24 protein-coding genes are annotated in these 21,110 nt (G+C 35.6%); 18 read left to right on the forward strand and 6 right to left on the reverse strand.

Annotation, left to right across the window (positions count from 1 at the left end; genetic code table 11):
- The first annotated feature begins 12 nt into the window (after positions 1-12).
- The 14 genes from ACXAEY_RS25540 to ACXAEY_RS25605 all read left to right on the forward strand — a co-directional run bounded on the left by ACXAEY_RS25540 (position 13) and on the right by ACXAEY_RS25605 (position 11,539).
- Positions 13-909 (forward strand): hypothetical protein, encoded by an 897-nt coding sequence (locus ACXAEY_RS25540; protein ID WP_474816427.1) that lies wholly within the window; start codon positions 13-15, stop codon positions 907-909.
- Positions 902-2,338 (forward strand): CpaE/TadZ family protein, encoded by a 1,437-nt coding sequence (locus ACXAEY_RS25545; RefSeq protein ID WP_474816429.1) that lies wholly within the window; start codon positions 902-904, stop codon positions 2,336-2,338. Before ACXAEY_RS25540 ends, ACXAEY_RS25545 begins: the two co-directional genes overlap by 8 nt.
- Before the next feature lie 40 nt (positions 2,339-2,378).
- The gene (locus tag ACXAEY_RS25550) at positions 2,379-3,716 is read left to right on the forward strand and encodes a CpaF family protein (RefSeq protein WP_474816430.1); all 1,338 of its coding nucleotides are present in this window, start codon (positions 2,379-2,381) and stop codon (positions 3,714-3,716) included.
- Positions 3,716-4,765 (forward strand): type II secretion system F family protein, encoded by a 1,050-nt coding sequence (locus ACXAEY_RS25555; protein WP_474816431.1) that lies wholly within the window; start codon positions 3,716-3,718, stop codon positions 4,763-4,765. The genes ACXAEY_RS25550 and ACXAEY_RS25555 overlap by 1 nt, the downstream gene beginning before the upstream one ends.
- A 12-nt stretch (positions 4,766-4,777) precedes the next feature.
- On the forward strand, positions 4,778-5,698 hold the full coding sequence (locus ACXAEY_RS25560) for a type II secretion system F family protein (RefSeq protein WP_474816433.1): 921 nt from the start codon (positions 4,778-4,780) through the stop codon (positions 5,696-5,698).
- 142 nt (positions 5,699-5,840) lie between these two features.
- On the forward strand, positions 5,841-6,056 hold the full coding sequence (locus tag ACXAEY_RS25565) for a Flp family type IVb pilin (RefSeq protein ID WP_474816435.1): 216 nt from the start codon (positions 5,841-5,843) through the stop codon (positions 6,054-6,056).
- Positions 6,057-6,078: 22 nt separating this feature from the next.
- Positions 6,079-6,573: a prepilin peptidase gene (locus ACXAEY_RS25570; protein WP_474816437.1), complete on the forward strand. Its 495-nt coding sequence runs from the start codon at positions 6,079-6,081 to the stop codon at positions 6,571-6,573.
- Between the two features lie 20 nt (positions 6,574-6,593).
- Positions 6,594-7,193: a TadE family protein gene (locus tag ACXAEY_RS25575; protein ID WP_474816439.1), complete on the forward strand. Its 600-nt coding sequence runs from the start codon at positions 6,594-6,596 to the stop codon at positions 7,191-7,193.
- 35 nt (positions 7,194-7,228) lie between these two features.
- Positions 7,229-7,993: a hypothetical protein gene (locus ACXAEY_RS25580; RefSeq protein ID WP_474816440.1), complete on the forward strand. Its 765-nt coding sequence runs from the start codon at positions 7,229-7,231 to the stop codon at positions 7,991-7,993.
- A 114-nt stretch (positions 7,994-8,107) separates the two neighbouring features.
- Positions 8,108-8,407, forward strand: a complete 300-nt coding sequence (locus ACXAEY_RS25585; protein ID WP_474816442.1) for a hypothetical protein — start codon at positions 8,108-8,110, stop codon at positions 8,405-8,407.
- Positions 8,408-8,537: 130 nt separating this feature from the next.
- Positions 8,538-8,837, forward strand: a complete 300-nt coding sequence (locus tag ACXAEY_RS25590; protein ID WP_474816443.1) for a hypothetical protein — start codon at positions 8,538-8,540, stop codon at positions 8,835-8,837.
- Positions 8,834-9,793: an ATP-binding protein gene (locus ACXAEY_RS25595; RefSeq protein WP_474816445.1), complete on the forward strand. Its 960-nt coding sequence runs from the start codon at positions 8,834-8,836 to the stop codon at positions 9,791-9,793. The genes ACXAEY_RS25590 and ACXAEY_RS25595 overlap by 4 nt, the downstream gene beginning before the upstream one ends.
- Positions 9,794-9,795: 2 nt before the next feature.
- Positions 9,796-11,193 (forward strand): replicative DNA helicase, encoded by a 1,398-nt coding sequence (locus tag ACXAEY_RS25600; RefSeq protein WP_474816448.1) that lies wholly within the window; start codon positions 9,796-9,798, stop codon positions 11,191-11,193.
- A gap of 46 nt (positions 11,194-11,239) precedes the next feature.
- Positions 11,240-11,539 (forward strand): hypothetical protein, encoded by a 300-nt coding sequence (locus ACXAEY_RS25605; RefSeq protein ID WP_474816449.1) that lies wholly within the window; start codon positions 11,240-11,242, stop codon positions 11,537-11,539.
- A 31-nt stretch (positions 11,540-11,570) separates the two neighbouring features.
- On the opposite strand, the gene ACXAEY_RS25610 is transcribed toward ACXAEY_RS25605, so the two are convergent.
- Both ACXAEY_RS25610 and ACXAEY_RS25615 read right to left on the reverse strand, forming a co-directional pair.
- Positions 11,571-12,524 carry a single-stranded DNA-binding protein gene (locus ACXAEY_RS25610; protein WP_474816451.1) on the reverse strand — a complete coding sequence of 318 codons (954 nt, stop codon included), beginning with the start codon at positions 12,522-12,524 and terminating at the stop codon, positions 11,571-11,573.
- Between the two features lie 4 nt (positions 12,525-12,528).
- Positions 12,529-13,026, reverse strand: a complete 498-nt coding sequence (locus ACXAEY_RS25615; RefSeq protein ID WP_474816452.1) for a hypothetical protein — start codon at positions 13,024-13,026, stop codon at positions 12,529-12,531.
- A 145-nt stretch (positions 13,027-13,171) separates the two neighbouring features.
- On the opposite strand from ACXAEY_RS25615, the gene ACXAEY_RS25620 reads away from it, so the two are divergent.
- From ACXAEY_RS25620 to clpX, 4 genes are all read left to right on the forward strand, one after another.
- Entirely contained in the window at positions 13,172-15,268 is a 2,097-nt protein-coding gene (locus ACXAEY_RS25620; protein ID WP_474816454.1) for a penicillin-binding transpeptidase domain-containing protein, read from the forward strand.
- A gap of 115 nt (positions 15,269-15,383) precedes the next feature.
- Entirely contained in the window at positions 15,384-16,064 is a 681-nt protein-coding gene (locus ACXAEY_RS25625; protein ID WP_474816456.1) for a hypothetical protein, read from the forward strand.
- Positions 16,065-16,102: 38 nt separating this feature from the next.
- On the forward strand, positions 16,103-16,282 hold the full coding sequence (locus tag ACXAEY_RS25630; protein WP_474816458.1) for a hypothetical protein: 180 nt from the start codon (positions 16,103-16,105) through the stop codon (positions 16,280-16,282).
- 83 nt (positions 16,283-16,365) lie between these two features.
- On the forward strand, positions 16,366-17,601 hold the full coding sequence (clpX, locus tag ACXAEY_RS25635) for an ATP-dependent Clp protease ATP-binding subunit ClpX (protein ID WP_474816460.1): 1,236 nt from the start codon (positions 16,366-16,368) through the stop codon (positions 17,599-17,601).
- Positions 17,602-17,635: 34 nt separating this feature from the next.
- On the opposite strand, the gene ACXAEY_RS25640 is transcribed toward clpX, so the two are convergent.
- The 4 genes from ACXAEY_RS25640 to ACXAEY_RS25655 all read right to left on the reverse strand — a co-directional run bounded on the left by ACXAEY_RS25640 (position 17,636) and on the right by ACXAEY_RS25655 (position 21,099).
- Positions 17,636-18,511, reverse strand: a complete 876-nt coding sequence (locus ACXAEY_RS25640) for a sigma-70 family RNA polymerase sigma factor (RefSeq protein ID WP_474816462.1) — start codon at positions 18,509-18,511, stop codon at positions 17,636-17,638.
- Between the two features lie 186 nt (positions 18,512-18,697).
- Positions 18,698-19,624, reverse strand: coding sequence for a diguanylate cyclase domain-containing protein (locus ACXAEY_RS25645; RefSeq protein WP_474816464.1), 927 nt, complete (start codon positions 19,622-19,624; stop codon positions 18,698-18,700).
- A 128-nt stretch (positions 19,625-19,752) separates the two neighbouring features.
- Entirely contained in the window at positions 19,753-20,313 is a 561-nt protein-coding gene (locus ACXAEY_RS25650) for an ATP synthase subunit B family protein (RefSeq protein WP_474816466.1), read from the reverse strand.
- 57 nt (positions 20,314-20,370) lie between these two features.
- Positions 20,371-21,099: a JAB domain-containing protein gene (locus ACXAEY_RS25655; RefSeq protein WP_474816468.1), complete on the reverse strand. Its 729-nt coding sequence runs from the start codon at positions 21,097-21,099 to the stop codon at positions 20,371-20,373.
- Positions 21,100-21,110: the final 11 nt, after the last annotated feature.

Genomic DNA, 21,110 nt, shown 5'->3' on the forward strand with positions numbered 1-21,110 from the left:
AGGTGGTTCATTGTGCAAAGAAAGCAAAGGTATAAAAAGATAACGATTTTAGTGATATTTTTTGTACTTGCGATCTTATTAGTTGGAGCTCTATTAGGAAGAAATTCTACGGTGGATTATGTATCAGTTCAAAAGGAAGGAATTGATGTTAATAAACCTCTAAATCAACAATTAGAGTTCTTTACAACTAAAAGAATGTTAAAGGAAGAACTTGAAGAGTTTAACGGCTCTATAGTTACAGACCTAAAACAATTAGAAGAGCAAAAATTGCTATACCCATTAAGTGTTGGTGCGCCAGTTACTTTCGATGCTCTAACTAAAGAAGGTAGTGGTGGTCAATTTGCAAAGACTATGCCAGAAAATTATACGATATTTAAATTGATTGATGCTGTAAGTTCATTGCCTCCTGGTGTTCAAGCAGGAGATAAACTTAACATTGGATTGACTCTTGAAGGTGCAGATGAAAAGGGTGGCTTAATGACTGGGGTTGTCCTTCATGAAGCGGAAGTTTATTCGGTTGAAGAAACAAGTGTTTATATTATTGTTTCTGCGAAAAACCATATCATGATGTCTACTGCGCAAAAGATTGGTAATTTTGTATATCAATTGCCTGGTCAAAAGAACATAGGAGAATGTGCTGAAGGTGAACAATCTAATGGGTTCTGTGGAGCTGAAAAAGATAGACCATCAGTCATCACTAAACAAGAAATTATAGATAGAGTTATGAATAGTGACTCTTATTACGAATCTCAAGAAGCTGAAGAAGAAAAAGAAGGTGATGTTTTAGATAAAGTGACTGAGGAATTTAAAAAGGACTTTGAAGAAAAGATGTCTTCAGAAGATGTTGATTCAAAGAAAGAAGATGGAAAGGATTCTGATTCAATAGAGGGGGGTGGAAGTAATGAGTAACAAAATTAAGCTTTATCTTGTAGATTACGAGGAGCAGGATGTTAATCATATTGATGAATTATTTCTGGAACATCAAGAATTAGGTGTCGATGTAATCGGTTATGCTCATACTTATGGGTACTTTATGAACAACTTGTCGGTAGCGAAAAAGGCTGATTTATTCATTATTTCAGCCTACCTTCCTGACAATATGGGATATGAATTGATTAAAGAAATTAAAAAGATGAGTCCGAATTCAAAAATCATTATGAAAGTGGATAAAAACACTGCAAATTTAGATAGTTATTTAAGAGAAAAAGGGGCGGATGAAGTATTACTAAAGCCTTTTAAGATAAAGAAATTACTACAAAAGATAGATGATGTAATAGGGCGAGAGGATGTGTACGAATCTGCTCAAGTCAATGAAGAAGAAACTGTTCTGTCGACTCCTATTGAAAACGCTGTGGTGAGTGAGGAAGACGAAGCTATGGAAGATAATAAAGAACTAATAGAAGAGACTCCAATTAAAAGCAGACCAAACAGAAAGTTGTTTGAGATGCACGGGAACCCTATTACTGAAGCTTTGAAGGGGAAGGACGAGGAGGAAGAAGTAGAAAAGCCTAACGTCGTCGCAGCATTTACTTCTCCTGGTGGAGCTGGAAAGACAGCGCTAACGGCAAATATTGCACACGCTATCCACAAATATGGAGCTAACAATCCTAAAATTTGTATTGTTGATTTTGACTTGTTGTTCCCAAGCATATCCTTCAAATTTCATAACGAAGACATCGTAGAGTGTAAAAGAGATATTTATGATCTAGCAGAGGATATGAATCATTTAGATGAAGATGTAATTAGACAATCTATAAAAACGCACTATCCTACAGGAATAAGTATATTAAATACTCCATTTGATCCTAAGAGTGTACATAAAACGCACCTAGTCACTATTGAGACGATAGAACAATTGATCATTCATTTAAGAGAAATGTTTGATGTGATCTTAATAGATACGTCAAGGAACGTGCTAGAGGATTCTACGATATATCCAATTCAAGTAGCGGATGTAGGTGTGCTTTTATTTGAACCGGACTTGGCGAATTTAATGAATACAAAAAAATATATGCATATGTTAGAGGAATTGGAGGATACCTTGTCTGAAGAAATCATTTCGAAGTTACTATTTGTACTAAATAAAGAAAATGAAAAATCCAGTGTTCAAATGGAAACTATTAAAACACTCCTTTTAGGAAACAAGGTAGATATTAGGATTCCTGACGATCCACAATTCACTCATTTATCCAACAATGGACGGTTTGTTACAGAGTTGAATAATAGTACATCAAGTGCAGTTCAAGAGCTTGCGAGATTGATTTATCCAATGGGAGAAGGAACAAATAAGACTAGTAAGAGCTTGTTTGGTTCCATCATTAAAAAAATCAAAAAATAAAGAAAGAAGGTGAGGTGTTTTTTAAAGGGAGGTCTGAATAATGGGTAATTATTTTAATCGAGTAACAGGTGGTGACCATCAACAAAAAACCAATGAAGAGAAGATAGAAGAAAAAGAAAGACTTAGAGAATTAATAAGAACTAAATTACATTCCTTTACTAAAAATAAACAACTATTCGGAGTGGAAAATGAGCAGGACTTAAAAAGCATAAAAAAATCAATTGGAGATATTATTAAGAACTCTGGTACTTTTCTAGCATTGAATGATCAAGTAGCACTTACGGAAGAAATGCTCTTAGATATTACAAGTCTAGGTAAGATAAGTCATTTAATGAAGGATGAAGATGTTACAGAGATTATGGTAAATGCTATTGACGATGTCTGGGTTGAAAGACGAAGTGTAGGTGTTGAGAAGTGTACGGATATACACTTCAAAGACGATGAAGAAGTCATGCAACTTGCCCGTAAAATTGCAGGGCACGTTAATCGTTCTATTGATTTGCTTCACCCTATATTAGATGCGAGGTTGCCGGATCGTTCGAGGGTGAACATTGTTATTCCTCCAATTGCTATGGACGGTGTAGCGATTACTATTAGAAAGTTTTTCACAGAGAAATTAACAATTAAAGACCTTATGAAATTTAAAACAATGACCCCAGAAGTCGCTAGATTCCTAGAAAAAGCCGTTCGTTCTAGATCGAACATGCTTGTGTCTGGTGGTACAAACTCCGGAAAGACCACAACATTAAACGTCCTTTCCAATTTCATTCCTAGTGACGAAAGAATACTAACAATTGAAGATTCAGCAGAATTACAATTAAATAATGAACATGTAGTTCGAATGGAAACTAGAAATGCAAACGCCGAGGGAAAAGGCGGCATATCAATAAGAGATTTGGTCAAAACATCACTGAGAATGAATCCAAGCAGAATTGTAGTAGGAGAGGTAAGGGACCTTACGGCATACGACCTAATGCAATCCATGAACTCGGGACACGATGGAGCGCTAGCTACCATTCATGCCAACGACCCTGACGGAGCGGTGACCAGGTTGGATAACCTTATATCTGAGGCTGGGCTAAATTTGCCCAATGACGCTATTAGGAAATTAATAGGAAATTCGGTAGATCTTATTGTACAAATAAATAAAATGAGTGACAATGTCAGACGAATAACTCATGTATCTGAAGTAGTTGTAAACGATGATGGGGAGGTTCGTTCCCAACCAATCTTTGAGTGGAGAATAACAGGTAACGATGGAAATAAATTATTAGGAGAATATATAAGAACAGATTATCAGCCTAGTCAAAGATTTATTAATAAATTTATTCAACATAATGAAGATATTAGTGAGTTTTTGAGAGGGGAGGGTGAATAATGGAACTCTTTACACTTCTCTCAGAAAGAATCAATGATGTGGCAACTAATAAACCTGCATTATATTTTCAATTAGTTGTATTGATACCTCTATTAGCATTACTAATCTATGATTACATAACGGGAAAGAACAACCAGTTTGAAAAAAGAATAAGTTATATGTTGGGAGAAGGTAAGGGTAAGTTCAATTTATCCCTGTTAAATCAAAAACTCTCTCACCTTATGAAAGATAAAGAGAAAGATATTGAACTGGAATTGGTTAGAGCAAACCTAGATTTTAAGACCAAGGAGTATATAAGTTTTCTATTCATAGGTGCTGCAGTTGGTAGTTTAGTGGGGTTTATTCTTATTCCATTTGCCTTTATATTTAAGTCACCTTTCTTCTTTATTGATTCTAGTATCCTAAAGTTGACTCTTGCGAGGTTTTTAGCTGCTGGAGCAATGGGGTATGCAGGAAGTTGGTTCCCAAAGATTTGGGTGCGATATTTAATTATTAAGAGAAAAAGGATGCTGACTTCTCAACTTCAAGATGCGTTAATGAATATTGCTGATGCACTAAGTACAGGGCAAACAATTCAGCAAGCAATAGAGTCGGTAGGGGCAGAAATGCCTTATCCAATGGGTAATGAGTTCCGCATAGTGTCCTCAGAAATTGATACTGGTAAGGACTTTGCTTCTGCCATGAAATCGCTCAAGGAAAGGGTCAATATAGCTGATATGGATATGGCTTCAGACGCTATAGAAATATCTCACATATCTGGTGGAGAACTAGAAGATTTATTGAGAGGGATGGTACATATTCTTCAAGAGAGGTTTGATACGAGACAAGAAATAGCGAAGTCTATCGCAACGGCTAAAATGACAGGAATAATTCTACTATGTGCTCCGATTGCGTTTTATGTAATGTTCTCGTCTATGGGGGCGACATCTTACGGAGCTATGTTCACTTCGATAATAGGTCTAGCTTTGGTGGCTGTGGGTGTTGGGCTTTATGTATTGGCTGCATGGTTAATATTCCTCATCGTGCGCTATGCATCTAAAGATGTGTAAGGGGGTGTGTATATGGGTATCTTAGAAACTGCTCAAGCTCTAAAAGGTTCTGATTGGCTTATAGTTGTATTGATCACCAGCTTTCTAACGTTGATTGGATGGGAATTGGCAGAAACAAAAGGTGAAATTACACACCGACGTGTTTTAGCCATGCTGTCTATTAACAATCAAAAGAAAACTGGGAGGAAGGATGGCGAATCCTTTGTAAAACGAGTATATGGGATGTTAGAAGAAAGAGTTACTGTATTTCTTGAAAAACAAATCAGAAAAGGGAACTTTAACTCTCTAACTTTGAAGCTAAAGCAAGCAAATATACATGATATTCAACCTCTGCAATTCTGGTCTAAAAAGATCTTGTTCGCCATTGGAGGAACGATACTAGGAATCTTAATGAAAGACGTTAGAGTTATTATTGGACTAGGTGTCGCGGGTTTCTTTTACCCTGACATAAAATTAAAAGAAAAAATAAAGAAAAGACAAGACCAAATTAAACGTGAGCTGCCAGAGTTTCTAGATTTGGTTGCGGCAACGTTTCCTGCATGTTCCACTTTGGAAGAAACATTAAAGCAAGTCTGCCAAAGGAAGACTGGAGAAGTTGCAGATGAATTTAGAACGACACTAGAAGAAATAAATACAGGTAGGAAGAGGCATGAAGCCTTAAAAGACCTTGCCTTACGTTGTGGAATAGATGAAGTGAAAACAATGGTTTCTCAAATTAATCAAAGTGATCTCTTTGGTAATGGTTTGGATGAAACTTTAAGGGTCCAATCGAATAAAATGAGAAAAATGAAGAAGTATATGGCTGAAAACAGAGCAAAAAAAGCAGGACAATTATTGTTTTTACCTGGTGGGTTGTTGCTCATTACGTCAATTATAATGATCGTTGGACCTTCGATGGTAGAATTTCTCGGCACAATGCAAATGTTTGGCTAATTATAGATGGGATGGACCTTAAACGTCCATCTCGATTTTTTTTAGAAAAAAATAAATGGAAAAAAGAGGCAATTTTTACTTGTGTTTTTCTAAAATTCGATTATAAATACGGAGAATACAAAAAGAGAGGAGTTGATGTTACATGAAAAGACTATTTAAACAATTCGTTAAGGAAGAAGAGGGGAGTCTGGTTGAGTACCTTCTACTTATTGCAGTAGCTGGAATGCTAGTTTCTTTCTTGTTCCCAGGTTTGAAAGATAATTTGGTTCAATGGTTCAATGACATGGTAACTAATATCACAAAAGGTATTAACGATAGTAATGGCACTGTTGACACGACAACTGGTACTACCGCGTAATAAATTGATTGGAGGGACAGTTATGGGGATGTATATCCTATACGCTATCCTCATAATAGCGAGCGTTTGGGATTGGAAAACTTTCAAAATCCCGAACGCTCTTATTGTTATAGGTGGGGTTAGTGGTTTAGCAATATCATTTGTTGAAAATGGCTTAGGAGGGTTATTACTTGGAATCAAAGGCTTCTCTTTAACTATTGCGGTGCTTGGTTCGTTTTGGGTTATAACTAACTTGCTAGGTGTGAAAGTCGTAGGGGCTGGAGATATAAAATTATTTGCTGTAATAGGAATGTTTTTAGGTTTTCCTATAACCATGAAAGTTGCTCTTTATTCTGTGTTTGTAGGCGCAATAATTTTGATTTTCAAGCTAAAACCTTCAGGGATACTAAGGATGTATAGAGATTTCATGTACTTTGTTTACTACTTTATTCCTAAAGGGGTTCGTGTGAATTCTAAGATGAGTTTTGCATTACCGATTGCTTTATCTGTACTCATAATTCAACTCGGGTTGGTTTGATAGTAGGGAGGTGACTATTTATGAGATTGAAGAAAAAGAAAAAGGGAGCTGCTATTATTGAATACTTAGTTGTATTGCCAGCTTTCATGATATTGCTCTGGACGATATCTCAAATCATGTTATTTACACTAGCATCATCTACTTTCCATGAGTCTGCTATGGAAGGTGCTAGGGTTTTGGCGATGGAGACTAGAGGATATGATGGGAAACTTGATGATTTATCAAACGCTTCAGAAGTTGAAGCGAAAATGCACGAGAAAATTAGCACTGTGGCTCAATTTAACAGATTTATTCTCTTATACAATGAGGAGGACGGTACTCAAGTTCCTTTAACAAGTGGCGGAGGTACATGTCAGGACGAAGTCTGTACATTTATCGAACAAGAAACAGCATGTACGAACGCATTAGAGGATAGTGACAAAAAACGTGTAGTTTGTGCGTTTACTCAAGACAGCAATGTTAATGGAAGGGACCACCAACAAGTAATTGTAAAGTTGAAAGCGAACTTTCGCGTAGTAGGTAATTTTGTCCCAGGGATAAAGGATAAAGCGTTTTTACACGCATCAGGTGTTTCAACTAAAGAACTGACTGGTAGATTCCAACATTACTACAGTAATTGATCTTATATTAAACAAATGGATGGGAGGTGTAAGAGATGGAAAAAAAGAAAGGGAATATAATTATTATAGGTCTTTTCTTTATGGCGGGAACTGCTATGCTAGCTGCTATGTTTGTAAATATAGCGATGACTTACGAAGTGATGAATAGAGTAAGGAATGCCACTCAAGAAGGTGCAAGAGTTAGGGCTCAAGCAATAGATGTGCCATTAAAGGAGCAAGAGGGTTATGTTGAAATCATGCACGACGGAAGTGCTAATTATAATGATAACATTTCAAATAGATCGTCGTTTGAGACTCAAGAGGGTTACGTTAATGAGCTTGTAGATCCAAACGATTATCGATACGTCCAGGCTAAAGTTGATGCTGATAAAGCCACTAAAAAAGCAATAGTGGATTACTTGAATAGCAGTGTAAATGTAAATGTCAACGGAGAAAAGATGTTAGATTTCGATGAAGATAATGTTTGCATTGATGTAAAAGCCTTGCCTCGTAATCCAGGTAGCTTGACCTTCTCTTGTTCCATAAATAAAGACTTAGACGGCGATAGTTCAAACGATACTATTACTGTAACAAAAGATGTTTCTGGATATGATGATCCAGAACACAATGATCCGTCAGGGCTGCAAGTTAGAAACGTAGTTTTCGTCGGAGCTAAATTCCAATATAAACAGTTCATACACGATTCGTTACAAACCATGCTAAATGGTGAAGATAAAGCAAATTGGACTAAGATACCTTCTCAAACTGTTTATGACATTGCATATCCCCAGCTCGATACATGTACTGAGGGTAGTTGCTAAAACACTGGCGATGCTGGTGTTTTATTCATTATAAGTAAAAATAAAGAGGAACTTCTTTTACATATTACCTAAATTGACCCTAAAATATTGAAAACATAGGAGGGGAGTGTTCTCATGGAAGTCGAATATACGATTAATAAGACGGAAAGTGGTGTAGCGCTGCTAAAGAGTCTAGTAAAAAGAAGGTGCGATGGGCATGTCAAAATATATTGGGATAACTGCGCTCCTGTAGAAGAAAGTACGGCATTATTTGCAAAGGTAGAAAAGGTAGCTAGAAGGAATGGAATTGAATTGAAAATAAATAATGGAGTGGGAAGTAGCTTGAAGGAACATCAGAATACAACAGTTTATAAAATTAAAAAGATAAATTTATTGGGAAAAATATTCACTAATCCCTTTGCTAATAAGGAATGAAAAAGCTTGGTTCATGATATGGAACAAGCTTTTTTTATTTTCATTTATTACAGTTTGATGATGGGAAGTTTGATTGACTTTACATAAAAACATATCTTATAATGATTTTTAAAGAATGGGGGTTTCAAAAATGTTTGAAAAACATATAAAAATAGAAAATTACCCACTAACTTGGACGGACAAGAAGAAACTTCATCAGAATGAATTCAAGGTGATTTATTGTTATGAAAAAGCAACCGGTAATCGTTTTATGAGTGAAGATCTCATCACACTTAAAGAATTGATTCGGGTTGCTACGCCAGAACAAATTAATAGTCAAATTATGAGGTTTTCCAAGGGAAAGTACAAAGATAACTTTGTTGATTTCTTTTACATAGCTAAACCGGTTAGACAAATGTTCAACAATAGGCGGGGTGGAAGTAAAGCATGACAAAAAAAGAAGCAGAGACTAAAACTACAACTGAACTTTTGGATATGGTAAAGGGTTATATTCCTCCGAAGTTAACGTACAGGGGTGAGGGTGAAGAGTCTGAGGAACAGGGTTACTTTACTGATAGGTGCCCTTATGACAAGTGTGATGGTTCAGGTTTGGTGAAGTTCATAAGAAATGATAAGCGTCATGCTGAAGACTGCGACTGTCTAAAAGAAAGACAGCTGCGATCAAGATTAGAAAAGTCCAACATAAAAGAGAAGTATTGGCGTGCAGAACTGAATTTCGATAAAACATTTAAAGGGATCTTGTTAGAGCCTAAGGAAGAACCACTGGAAAGAAAAATAGATAAAAGATTGAAAAATCAGCCACCAGAAGGTCCTGATGAATACATAAAAAGAGTGTATGAAAAAATCAAAATCAAGAATATCAATTTACTTGGAGAAGATTACACCCAAACTGCTTTATCTGACGTATCTATGATTCCACGTATTGATTCAAAAGGGCTAGCTTTAATGGGGAAACCAGGGTGCGGAAAGACAACCTTAGCATGTGCTATAGGTAAGGAGTTCTTAAAAGACGGGAAGTCAGTTTATTTTTCAACTATGCAGAACTTGCTAGATCAAGTATATGATGATGACTTCGACCTTAAGAAACTTGCTAAGAAGACAGATTTACTAATCATAGATGAAATGGGCAATGAGTATCATACGGATACCCGATGGGCTGTTAAAACCATAAAGGAGCTCTTCAAGATACGTTCAGATGCTTTTCTTCCCACAATCCTAACATCTAATTATTATCCGAATGGCTTTGATCGACTTTATGATGAAGCGATAATGAGTATGTTTAATGGAGAATTCCTCTTAGTTTGTATGGAAAGGTCTGTTGATAAACGGATTGAAAAGGCTAAGAAAGACATAAGTAAATATAGCTTTTTGGATAGAGGTGAGTAGAGGTGCCAGCAATCAATAAAGAAGTTGCTGAACAGATAGAAGGTAAGCGAAGAGAGAATCTGATTTTCTCATCTATGTTATTCAATAAGGAATGTCGTGAAGAAGTCATACATAATCGATTGAACCCTGATATTTTTACTAACGACAGCATAAAAGGTTTTGTGCAATTATTTAATAGCATTGCAGAATCCCCAAACCCGTTGACGCTTAATACGATGATAGAACATCGTTATCCGCATGATGAGCAAGAAATGGATCGGGTGAAGTTAAAATCACAATTCGAGAAGTTAAAAAATAATTGCCCTCCACTTGCTCTAGAAGATTTCCAATTCCATATAAAAGTATTGATGAATCAACAGAAATTCTCGAAACTCAGAGGATTGGCAAATGGAATATTGGATTTAATTGAAGAATCTGAAAAAAACATAACCAATATTAACAATAAAAAAGTAGAGACTTACATGGAGCAAGGTCTTGCTGCTATAGGCGAGGAATTTGACGAGGAAGAGATTAAGTCAATGAACTTGGCTGAAGGTTATCAATTCCTTGTAAATCGAATAAATGAAATCAGAGAAACAGGATTAATTACTGAAACCGTAACTTCTGGATATGCTGAATTGGATGCAATTTTATCTGGAGGTTTTAGGAAAGGGAACTTTTCAATCATATCGGCTAGACCTTCGATGGGGAAATCCGTGGTTATGATGAATTTAGCAATTGAGGCTGCTAAATCTGGGGCTAAGGTTCTCTTCATGTCTATAGAAATGAATCTCCTTCAGTGTTTCCAGAGAATAGTATCTAATGTAAGTAACGTATCAGCGCAACATATCCAACAACCAATGAAATTGAATCCACAGGAGTTGCAACAGCTTACAGAAGCCGAAAAAGAGATAGCTGAATTATATGGGCAAAATCTCTGGGTGGAAGAAGCTGTAAGTCTTAGTGTGCCGAGGCTTGAGCAACGCATTAGAAAATACAAGAAGAAGTATGGTGTGGATCTCGTATTTGTTGACTACGCACAAATAATGAAGATGCCTAATGGTCAATCGCCTGAAGATCCAAGTGATTATACGGCTATATCTCAGGGGCTTATGGGGATGGCAAAAGTTCTTGATGTTTCTGTAGTTGTAGGTAGTCAGTTAACGAGAGATATAGAGAAAAGACAGGATAAGAAACCCATGTTGTCGGACCTTCGAAACTCAGGTTCATTTGAACAGGACGCTGCAGCGGTTATTGGTTTGTATCGAGATGTTGTATATAACGAGAATACAGATGAACCGAATACGCTTGAGTTTGTTATTAATAAAAACAGATTTGGTCAGGGTAATGTAATTCTCAAATATAAATATGACTTTGGGAAGCAAATGATATTACCTGGTGGAATTGCTGAAGCAGCATAAGAAAACTGGGCGGGTCCAGTAAATTTAATAAAAGGTGGTTAACCAAGTGGTCGAGGAAGTAAGAAAAATATCGCGTTCTGTAAATATCATTTTAATGTTGTTTAAGGATAGTAACTTGACAATGGTTTTGGATGGGATGCCTGGAATTGATAAAGAGAGGCTTAATGATGAGAAGGTTTCAATGTTACCTGTTAAGGTAGCAGAGATTGAAGAAGCGGTTGATAATTTCGTTAAGGTAAGTGGGGCAGAATATCAAGGTTATGAAAATAAAATAGAGTTTCTTAATGAGATGGCAAGGTCTAATCCAGATGAAGTGGCTAAAACACTCTTTGCATTTTGTCATTAAGTAAAAAAGGGGCTGAAAATAGCTCCTTTTTTTAGTTGCAAAGATAAATCTGGGATACGGAGATTTCTCTTGTCACAAGTTCAATTTCTTTTTCCTTCTTCTTTCGTCTGCCTGAAGGGGTTTTCCATCGGATGATATTAGTCTTATTATAGGTTCTTGATTGTAGTCTCCCGTAAACCTTCACTTTGTTTCCGCGCTTCACTGTAGATAAAATATCTTCAGCGGTTGTTGACCAAGCAATTATATTGTTATAGAAAGCTCTATCATCAAAGAAAGAACTTTCGGTTTGGACTTTAAAGCTAGTAAATGGAGTTATACTTTTTCCTTTCATGTCGAAGCGTGGGTTAGTTACAACTTCTCCTTCTATCGTAACTTTGTTGAAATCTCCGAAGATAGGGTGAGGTTCATCTTCTAGTTTCTTTATAGTGTCATTAAATACTAGAACTTCGTATGCTACATGTTCGCTCTCTTTATAAACCTCTCCATTTACGTCAATTCTATATACATATTTTGCTTCGCTAGTTTTTTGCTTAGTACCATCTTCTTTATACATAGAATCCTCGGGAACACTCTTGATTAACTTAAATTGGAGTAACTTATCCCAGGCTACAGGTTGTCTATATTTCCCCTTTGGTTCAACTGTTGCGGGGATCTCATCCCAAATATCAATATAGTTTTCTATTGCCATCTGAACCATTTCAGGTACTTCATGATGGTCTCTTGTATAGTTTCTACTTTGGATTTCGCCTTGGCAACTAATTCGGTCTCCAGCTTTAAAATCTTTATGGAAGTTTTCGTTATCAAAAATCACCAGTCTGTTAAAGTCAGATTGCCAATCGTGTTCTTCTGATTTTCGCTTTCGTAATGATTCAATTTCGCACGAAATTAGTGGGCGGGGTATGTATTTAACATATTCATCGATCTTTTGAATTCTACCAGTAATTTTGATAAGGTTCTTATCACCTCTAAATTTAATATTTTTCATAAATTCACTCCTTATCATCTGCAATTGAGTCATAAGCCAATTTTATTTCTTGGACATTATCGGGTTTATTTGTCTTTTGGCAATATAGTTCAAATTCGGATTCTGTCAAATATTTGCCTGAGATAAGTCTATTCTTTAACTCGTTTAGGTTCTTGACCATTTCATCCTCGGAATAAAGACCAATTTTTAAGTCGAATTTTTTTGGACGGAGTTCTACATATTCCTGGTTTGTTCTATTGTCATAGATCATATCTATTTCGTAATCATTAATTGCATAAACGCCATCTTGAAGAGGGTCATCGCTCAATACAGTTTGCTCGATTTTTGAATGAGTGCCTCCCTCAGCAATCCGGTGTTTCATGAAAACGTAGTTGTCGTCGTCTTCCCCAAAAAATTTTACACATACCCACTTGTCCAAGATTTTATCAAGAAGTTGAATACGGTGAGCTTCTTCAGTTTTTGTCCTCTTTCTTTTTCTCTTTCGTTTTTTAACTTCTTCCATAATTCATCACCTTCTTATTCAAAAAACAGCCTTTGTTTGAACTAACGACAGAAAGAGAGGTTTACTTTAATATTTTTCACTTGTCAATAGAGGTTTTTTCTGAAATTTGGTGTAAAAAAGGGGGACAAATATTGAGGTGATGTAAGTGGATAAAATTATTTCTAGAGGAGTTATTTTAGCGATAGTGGGCTTTTTGGTCTTGTGGGGTAGAATGGCTTACTTGCAGGTAATAGCTAGTGATGAGATACAAGAAAAAGTGGTCGAACAGAGGGTAAAAACGATTAAGGAAATCCCTGAGAGAGGGAAAATAGTCGACCGGAACGGAAAAATACTTGCTATGAGCATGATGGCAAAAAATATTGCAGTGTATCCGAATTTAATCACTTCTGAAAAACATCAAGTAAAAGTAGCAGAATTATTACATAGTAATTTAGGTGTAGACTACGACGAAGTTTTAAATAAAGTAAAAAAAGACACACAATGGGAATCAGTGGCTAAAAGAATAGATGCTGATGTAGCTATGAAAATAAAAGATTCAGGAGTTGGTGGGATTGAAATAAGCCAGTCTCCCAAAAGGTACTATCCAAATGGTGATTTAGGTGCTAGTTTGCTAGGATTTGTTAATCATGACAATCAACCTGGGGCAGGCTTAGAGCTAAGTATGAATGAAGATTTAGCGGGTATTCCTGGATATACACTCGCTGAAACAGATAACAAAGGAAATAAAATTGCTACAGGCTTTACTAACATATCTTCAGCATTTGATGGGAAGAAGGTTACGTTAGCAATTGATAGTTATATGCAATATGTTGTAGAAAAAAGACTGAAGCAAGCAATGGAGGAAATGGAGCCCAAGGGAATTCACGCTATCGTGATGAATCCTAATAATGGAGATGTGTATGCGATGGCAAGTGCGCCATCTTTTGATCCAAGTGACTATACTGCATATGAACCACATAAATGGAACTATCAGGCGAGTAGCTACACTTATGAGCCTGGGAGTACCATAAAGCCTATTATAATGGCTGCTGCAATGAACGAAGGAGCTATCGACGAAAACTTCCTTTCAGATACAGGTTCTACAAAAGTTTCAGGAGTAAGGCTTAGAGACTGGAATGGTGGAAAAGGTTGGGGGAAACTCGATCTAGAAGGGATAATAAAAAATTCTAGTAACGTAGGAATGATAAATATATCTAGGAAGATGTCCGACAAACAATTGGTAGAGACGTTGTCTAAAGCAGGTTTTGGTGAAAAAACAGGCATTAATATGCCTGCGGAAGAAAGAGGTTTGTTTGTTTCTGAAGATGTGTTAAAAAAAGATCCTGTAAGAAAAGCGACTGTTAGTTTTGGACAAGGTCTGTCAGTGACACCTATTCAATTGATAACAGCTTTCTCTGAAGTAATAAATGGTGGGTATAGTATTAGTCCTCAATTAGTGAAAGAAATTGTTGATAAGAATGGAAATGAAACGTTAATTGATAGACCTAATGAAGGTCAGAGGATATATAAAGATAAAGTTGTAGCTCAAGTGAAGTCTTATTTGGAAGTGAACATGAGAGAAGGTTCGGGAGCGAACTCACAAATTGAAGGTTACAAAACCGGTGGAAAAACTGGTTCGGCTTGGAAAGTAGACTCTTCTACAGGGGGCTATAAAAAAGGTGCTATCATTGGTTCGTTTTTAGGTTTCGCTCCGTATGAAAATCCTGAAATATCTGTGTTGATAGTCGTTGATGAACCAAAAGAAATTGAATTTGGTAGTGAGGCTTCAGGACCCTTATTTAAAGACATAGTGACAGAGATAATGCGTTATAAAAACGTAGGTAAGGAAACAGAAGGTGACCAAGAAGGACAAGAAGAAGGGGAAGTTTTACTACCTTCTGAAGTTAAATTACCTTCGACTAATTACATGCTATTTGAGGACGCAAAAAAGACATTAGAGAGTACCGGACTAAGAATGATCGTTAAAAAGCAAGGTGTGGGGGACATCGTTGTAGATCAAGATTATAAAGTTAAGAATGACATTGTAATTGTTGATTTGATAACGAAGAAAGTGTTGGATGATCCTTATAAGTATATACCTTCTCTTTACGGTAAATCCAAGGAAGAAGTTATGAGAATTGTTAATGATGAAGAAATGGACCTGACCTTTTTTGGTGAAGGTGAGGTCGTTGAGCAAAGCATAGAACCAGGGAAATATTCAACTTTAAATAAGATGGTTATTTGGTTAAAAGAAGACGATTAATTCGTCTTCTTTTTCATTCACAAACTTATTCACAAAAAAATTAGCAAACAATTAAAAAGTGATATAATAAAAAAACAAAAAAGATATAAAAAATAATAGTTAAAGGATGAATTAAATGAATTTCTTAGATCCAGCATTAAACTTATTGTTATTTGAAAACACCTTAAATAGTAGTAACGCATATAACATTAATAGCACCGATGGCATTTTATGGCGACATGATGACGTGAGATTAGTGGCTTATAAGTTAAAAACGCAGGTCAAAGGAGAACACACTTATAAGGTAAATGAAATCAGTTACGGCGAAGAGACATCAGATTTGAAGATGTCTAGTGATGGGAAGGTGTCGTTAGTTTCGAAAGACGGAGAAAGTAAAGAGTTGAAAGAGTTGCAGAATATGAGTAAAAACAGAAAGATGCTTGATGTATTGAGGTCTAACGGTGATCATTTAAAGCTTTCTATCCAAACGAAATTTTTAACTAGACAGCTAGTTACAGTAAGTAGGAAGTTAAAAAAACAAAAGATTGACCCCAAGAAAGTAGAAGTGGTGATAGATATTAATTCGGGGACGATACTCATTACTCAACTGAACCAAAAGAAAGATATACCTTTAACGGTAGAAAAGAAAGATGAGAGTATCAAGGTCTTAAGATATTCGTATCCATTGTTCATGCAAATGTTTATAGATTCTAGAAAATTCGGAGCAGAAGTGAGTATTGTAGTTCCTAATAAGATGTATTCAATTGTAAAATTCAATAGTCAACTCAATGCTGTACTAACCCATAAGAAGGACTGAAACCTCCTTTAGTGAACCTTTCAAAAAGAGGTGGTAACATGAGGGAAGAAAAAATATCACATCGAATAATTGGAAAAGAAGAATTTATCAAAACGATGCTGCATTTAAACAGAAAAAATGTTTTAGAGAAGGGGAGAGAAACCTTTCAGCCACGTATGGGTGCAAAGTGGGAAGATTTAGAGAGTGGATGCTTTAAAAGACGTACTATAAGATGGTAGAATGGACAAAATAGGAATTTAATAAAATATATAAATTATAAAAATATAAATAATATGTATGGATAGCGGGAGGAAATTTAATTATGGGTGAAAATCAAGGTTTGAAATGTTCATTTTGTAAAAAGAATCAAGATGAGGTTAGAAAATTAGTTGCGGGACCTGATGTATATATTTGTGATCAATGTATAGAGGTTTGTAATGATGTAGTAGAAGAGTTGTATGATAATACAAATGAAGAAGATGACAAAGAACTTCTTAAGCCAAACGAAATAACAGAGGTACTTGATCAGTATGTAATTGGTCAAGAGAATGCTAAGAAGAGTTTGGCGGTTGCAGCATATAATCATTTCAAAAGATTAAATGTTAATAATAATGCTAAGACGGATGATATTGAACTTGATAAATCTAACGTAGCTTTAATAGGACCTACAGGTTCAGGTAAAACGTTGTTAGCGAAAACGTTGGCAAAAGCATTGGATGTTCCGTTCGCTATTGTTGATGCGACAACTGTTACTGAAGCGGGTTATGTTGGGGATGATGTTGAATCGTTAATCCTCAATCTTGTAAGGAAAGCAGAGTATGATATCGGTAAAGCTGAAAAAGGAATCATTTTCATCGATGAGATTGATAAGATTGCAAGAAAATCAGAAAATCCTTCAATTTCCAGAGATGTTAGTGGAGAAGGTGTACAACAAGCACTATTGAAAATTGTAGAAGGTACGGAAGCTTCTGTTCCTCCAGAAGGTGGAAGAAAGCATCCGAACCAGGAAACGATAAAAGTAAACACACGAAACATCCTGTTCATTGTTAGTGGTGCGTTTGATGGAATAGAACAAATTGTTCAACGAAGAAAAGGGAAGAAGACAATTGGTTTTGGTGGAGAATCCAAAGTTGCTGAAGTAGACGCAAAGAAATTGTATCAAGAAATCACCCAAGAGGACATTTTGAAATTCGGTTTAATTCCAGAACTGATCGGTAGACTTCCTGTTCTGACAGGGTTAGAACCTTTGGATAAAAATCAACTTGTAGAAATATTAAATGAACCTAAAAATGCGCTCATCAAACAATACCAAAAATTGTTCGAACTCGATGATATTGAACTGGAATTCACTTACGATTCTTTAGAAACTATTGCTGATATGGCTATAGAGAGGAAGACAGGTGCCAGAGGTCTTCGTAGTATAGTAGAAAATTTGCTCCAAGATGTAATGTTCGAAGCGCCTTCTTGGGATATTAGCAAAATTACCATTACTGAAGAATTTGTAAGAACACAAAATATGAAACTTCTATATGATCAAGAAAAAAAGAAGACAGCCTAATATACAAAAGAACGACCTCGCGGTCGTTCTTTTTTTAAATCATCTCGTTGTAGAATATTGAAAGGCGCTTGCTCCGATTTACATTGCTTAGTTTATTTATTGCTTTTGTTTCAATTTGCCTAATTCTTTCTCTAGTTACACCATAAAAATCTCCGATTTCTTCTAGAGTCTTTCTCCTATTATCGTGAGTAAGCCCGAAGCGGAGCCTAATAACGCCCTCCTCTCTTTCTGAGAGGGTAGAAAGAGCATCGCTTATTTCCTCGTCAAGAAGGTCTAAATTTATTTTATCTGTAGGGGAGATCATCGTTTCTTCTTCGACTAGGTCTCCTATTGTGAAATCTATCCCTTCGCCGATTGGAGTGTCCAATGAAATAGCTTCTTGTGCGATTTTTAGAGTTTCAGATACTTGAAGAGGGTTCATATCCAGCGCTTTTGCAATTTGGCTTGGAGTAGGTTCATTCCCTGTTTCTTGTAAGAGGTTTCTTTGAGTTTTAAGCACTTTGTTAACGATTTCAATCATATGGACTGGTATTCTAATCGTTCTACCAGAATCTTGGACCGAACGGGATATTGCTTGTCTAATCCACCAAGTGGCGTAGGTGCTGAATTTATAACCTCTTGTGTAATCGAACTTTTCAACGGATTTCATTAAACCGGTGTTTCCCTCTTGTATTAAATCTAAGAAGTCTACCCCTCTATTTATGTATTTCTTTGCTACGTTCACTACAAGGCGAAGATTTGCTTCTGTCAATTCATCCTTAGCGTCTTCATCTCCGTTTTCAATTCTCTTGGCGAGTTCAACTTCTTCTGGATAAGACAATAAGGGGATGTTCCCAATTTCTTTGAGCCATGTTTTGACGTTATCATCTAGTTTCTTGTACTCATGTTCGAACTTCTTGTCTTTTATCAACGAATATCCTCCTCATGTAGCTTATTTTCATAATCTATATGCTAACCTTTGACTAAAAAACAACAAAACATATGTTTTAATAATATTATATAACTTTAAACTTCATTTGTAAAAAACTGAAAGTAGTGTTGTGATACCTACAGGTAAAAGGGGCTTGGAAGACAGATAAAAAAAGCAAATGAGGTATCATTTGCTTTTTAACGTGTTCTTTGCTGATTCTAAAAAATCGTCACGATGGGTGTTTCTATTATATGGAGTAATCGTTCCATGAAGTCTAACCTTGAAATCTCTATCGTTTGCAGTAACGGTATATTTTTGAGATTTAAATAAAATACGATCTAGTGCCTTTTGTGCACCTTCGACATTCGTTTTGCTCATTAGAATAGCGAAGTGATCTGCGTCTAATCGGACCGGCATATCAGAACGGCGAGTAGAGGAGAGTATCCAATTACCTACTTGTCTTAATACTTCATCTCCTCCCTGAAAACCCAAGACCTCATTTATTTTTCTGAAATTCTTAATGTTTACCATTAGCAAGGAGAGTGGTTCATTGTATCGGTCTGCCTTGTCAATTTCTAAACTTAATAGGTCTTGGAAGTATCTATAATTATAAAGTGTGGTGACAGTATCTTTTACACTAAACTCTTTGTTAACGGATATGAGGTTATAATATTTAAACATGAACGCTGAGAAGTGTAAGAGTAGTGCAATTTTATCCCAGCTGTTTATTTCTTGTTTTTTATGGATGATAAGAAATCCTAGAAGTTCATCTTTAGAGACAATAGGTAGGACAGCGTGAAAATTTTCATTACTATTGTCTAAACTATGTTCAAAGTAAGGTTTCTTGGTTTCACCAACATGCTTTAGAATTTTTCGATCCTCAAGATATTCATCTATTTTCTTGAGATCTCCAAGATTCCCCGTAACTACGTATTTGTTATCTTTTAGTTGAATTAAAGATACTTCACCTTCTAAATCTAGATTTGATAATGCTCGTTTCGAAACATTTTTTATCTCTTGTTGGTTGCTTAGCATTTCAAAGAGATTTTTATAGATATCTAATGATTCAAGAGAAACATCTTCTTTTTTAAGGATATGTTTAATATAGTCCATTAGTAGACCTCCTTTTGAGGCATACTACAACAGATTTGATAAAATTCAATTTTTATACTTAATTTTATTGAAATATAAAAAGATAGTAAGGATCAATTATCCTTACTATCTTTACTTTAAATCAAAAATTATGAGGCTTTATACTTTTGTAGTATCTCTCTATCCATAAACTCTTTCATTGAAGCGAGGTTTGCAGAAAGTTCACTTGTTTGGGAATTGGATAGTTTATGAGCTTCTTCAAACATCTTGCTTATATCTGTATATGCTTCTGTTAATAGTCTTTCGCGAATTGTCTCCGCGTCTGAAATCAATTCATCTCTAATTTCTTCGGCTTCTTTTAGAGTATTTGCTGCTTTTTCGTGGGAATCGTTAATAATATCAGTGGCATAGTTTGTAGCTTCCTTTACTACATCTTGTTCTTCTAATCTTAATTCTGCTTCGCGAAGCATTTCTTTCGTCACTCTTTCAGCTTCTTCATACATAGTGTTTTTATTCAAAACAATATCATTTGCTTCTTTCATATCTTCTTTAGCGATTTCCAAGATCTCATCCAAAGATTTATATAATCTAGTGGGATTTACCACTCTACCAATATATCCTATCCATGGCATTATGCCGGACTCATGAATTTCTCTTTTAACATTTGTGATCTTTTCCTCGGTTTTAGAGGTTGATTCGTAATTTTTCATGATAACACCTACTTTATAATGTAAGCAGGCTTCCCCCTTTCAAATACATATAGTTATTTATATTACTCCATTTAATACTAGAGGGAAAAAACTTTCGTCATCAACTTGGTATATTTCAATTGGCTCAAAAACTTCATAAATATCCTTAATACGTTGAATGTTTCCCTCAATGTACTGTTTTTTAAAGAAAAATATACTTTTCCCTTCAACATCGGGAGAATTTTTTAATAGCAACGTTGACGATAGGTGCTCAGATGTAAATAGTGAAGTAGACGTGGAGCAAATTTCTCCATGACAGTCTAATAATTCTCTTATTTCTGTTTCTTGATCGTGCAAATCATTTATTGTTTGTAGGGAGATAGGGGGCAATTCCTCTACAATCTTATTTACAGAAGAAAAATAACTTTGATAATTAGAAAGTCGTTCATTTTCTTTGAAACTAACGTATCCTTTTTTAGAAAAAATCATATAATCTTGTACTTCAATACCGGATAACCGTAAGAGAGATGTTAAATATTTTTCCTGGTTAATATCTTGAATAGATGGTTCCGGAGTACCATTCGGATGGTTATGTGCAATAATAACGTTATTTATATTTAATTCTTTAAGTTTTGTAATTGATTCCAATACGAAATCGTCGATCAAACTGGCGGTATTCTCAGAGTTTCCAGATGTGATTTGGTCACCAGTCCAATTACCACTTGTATTTTGATAGAAAAAATACTGTTTTTCAACTGTCTCATTCTCAAAAGCGCTCCATAGAAGTTCCAAATCAGATCTGTTCATAGAAACCGCTC

The sequence above is a fragment of the Anaerobacillus sp. ABA4_114 genome (assembly GCF_056159065.1).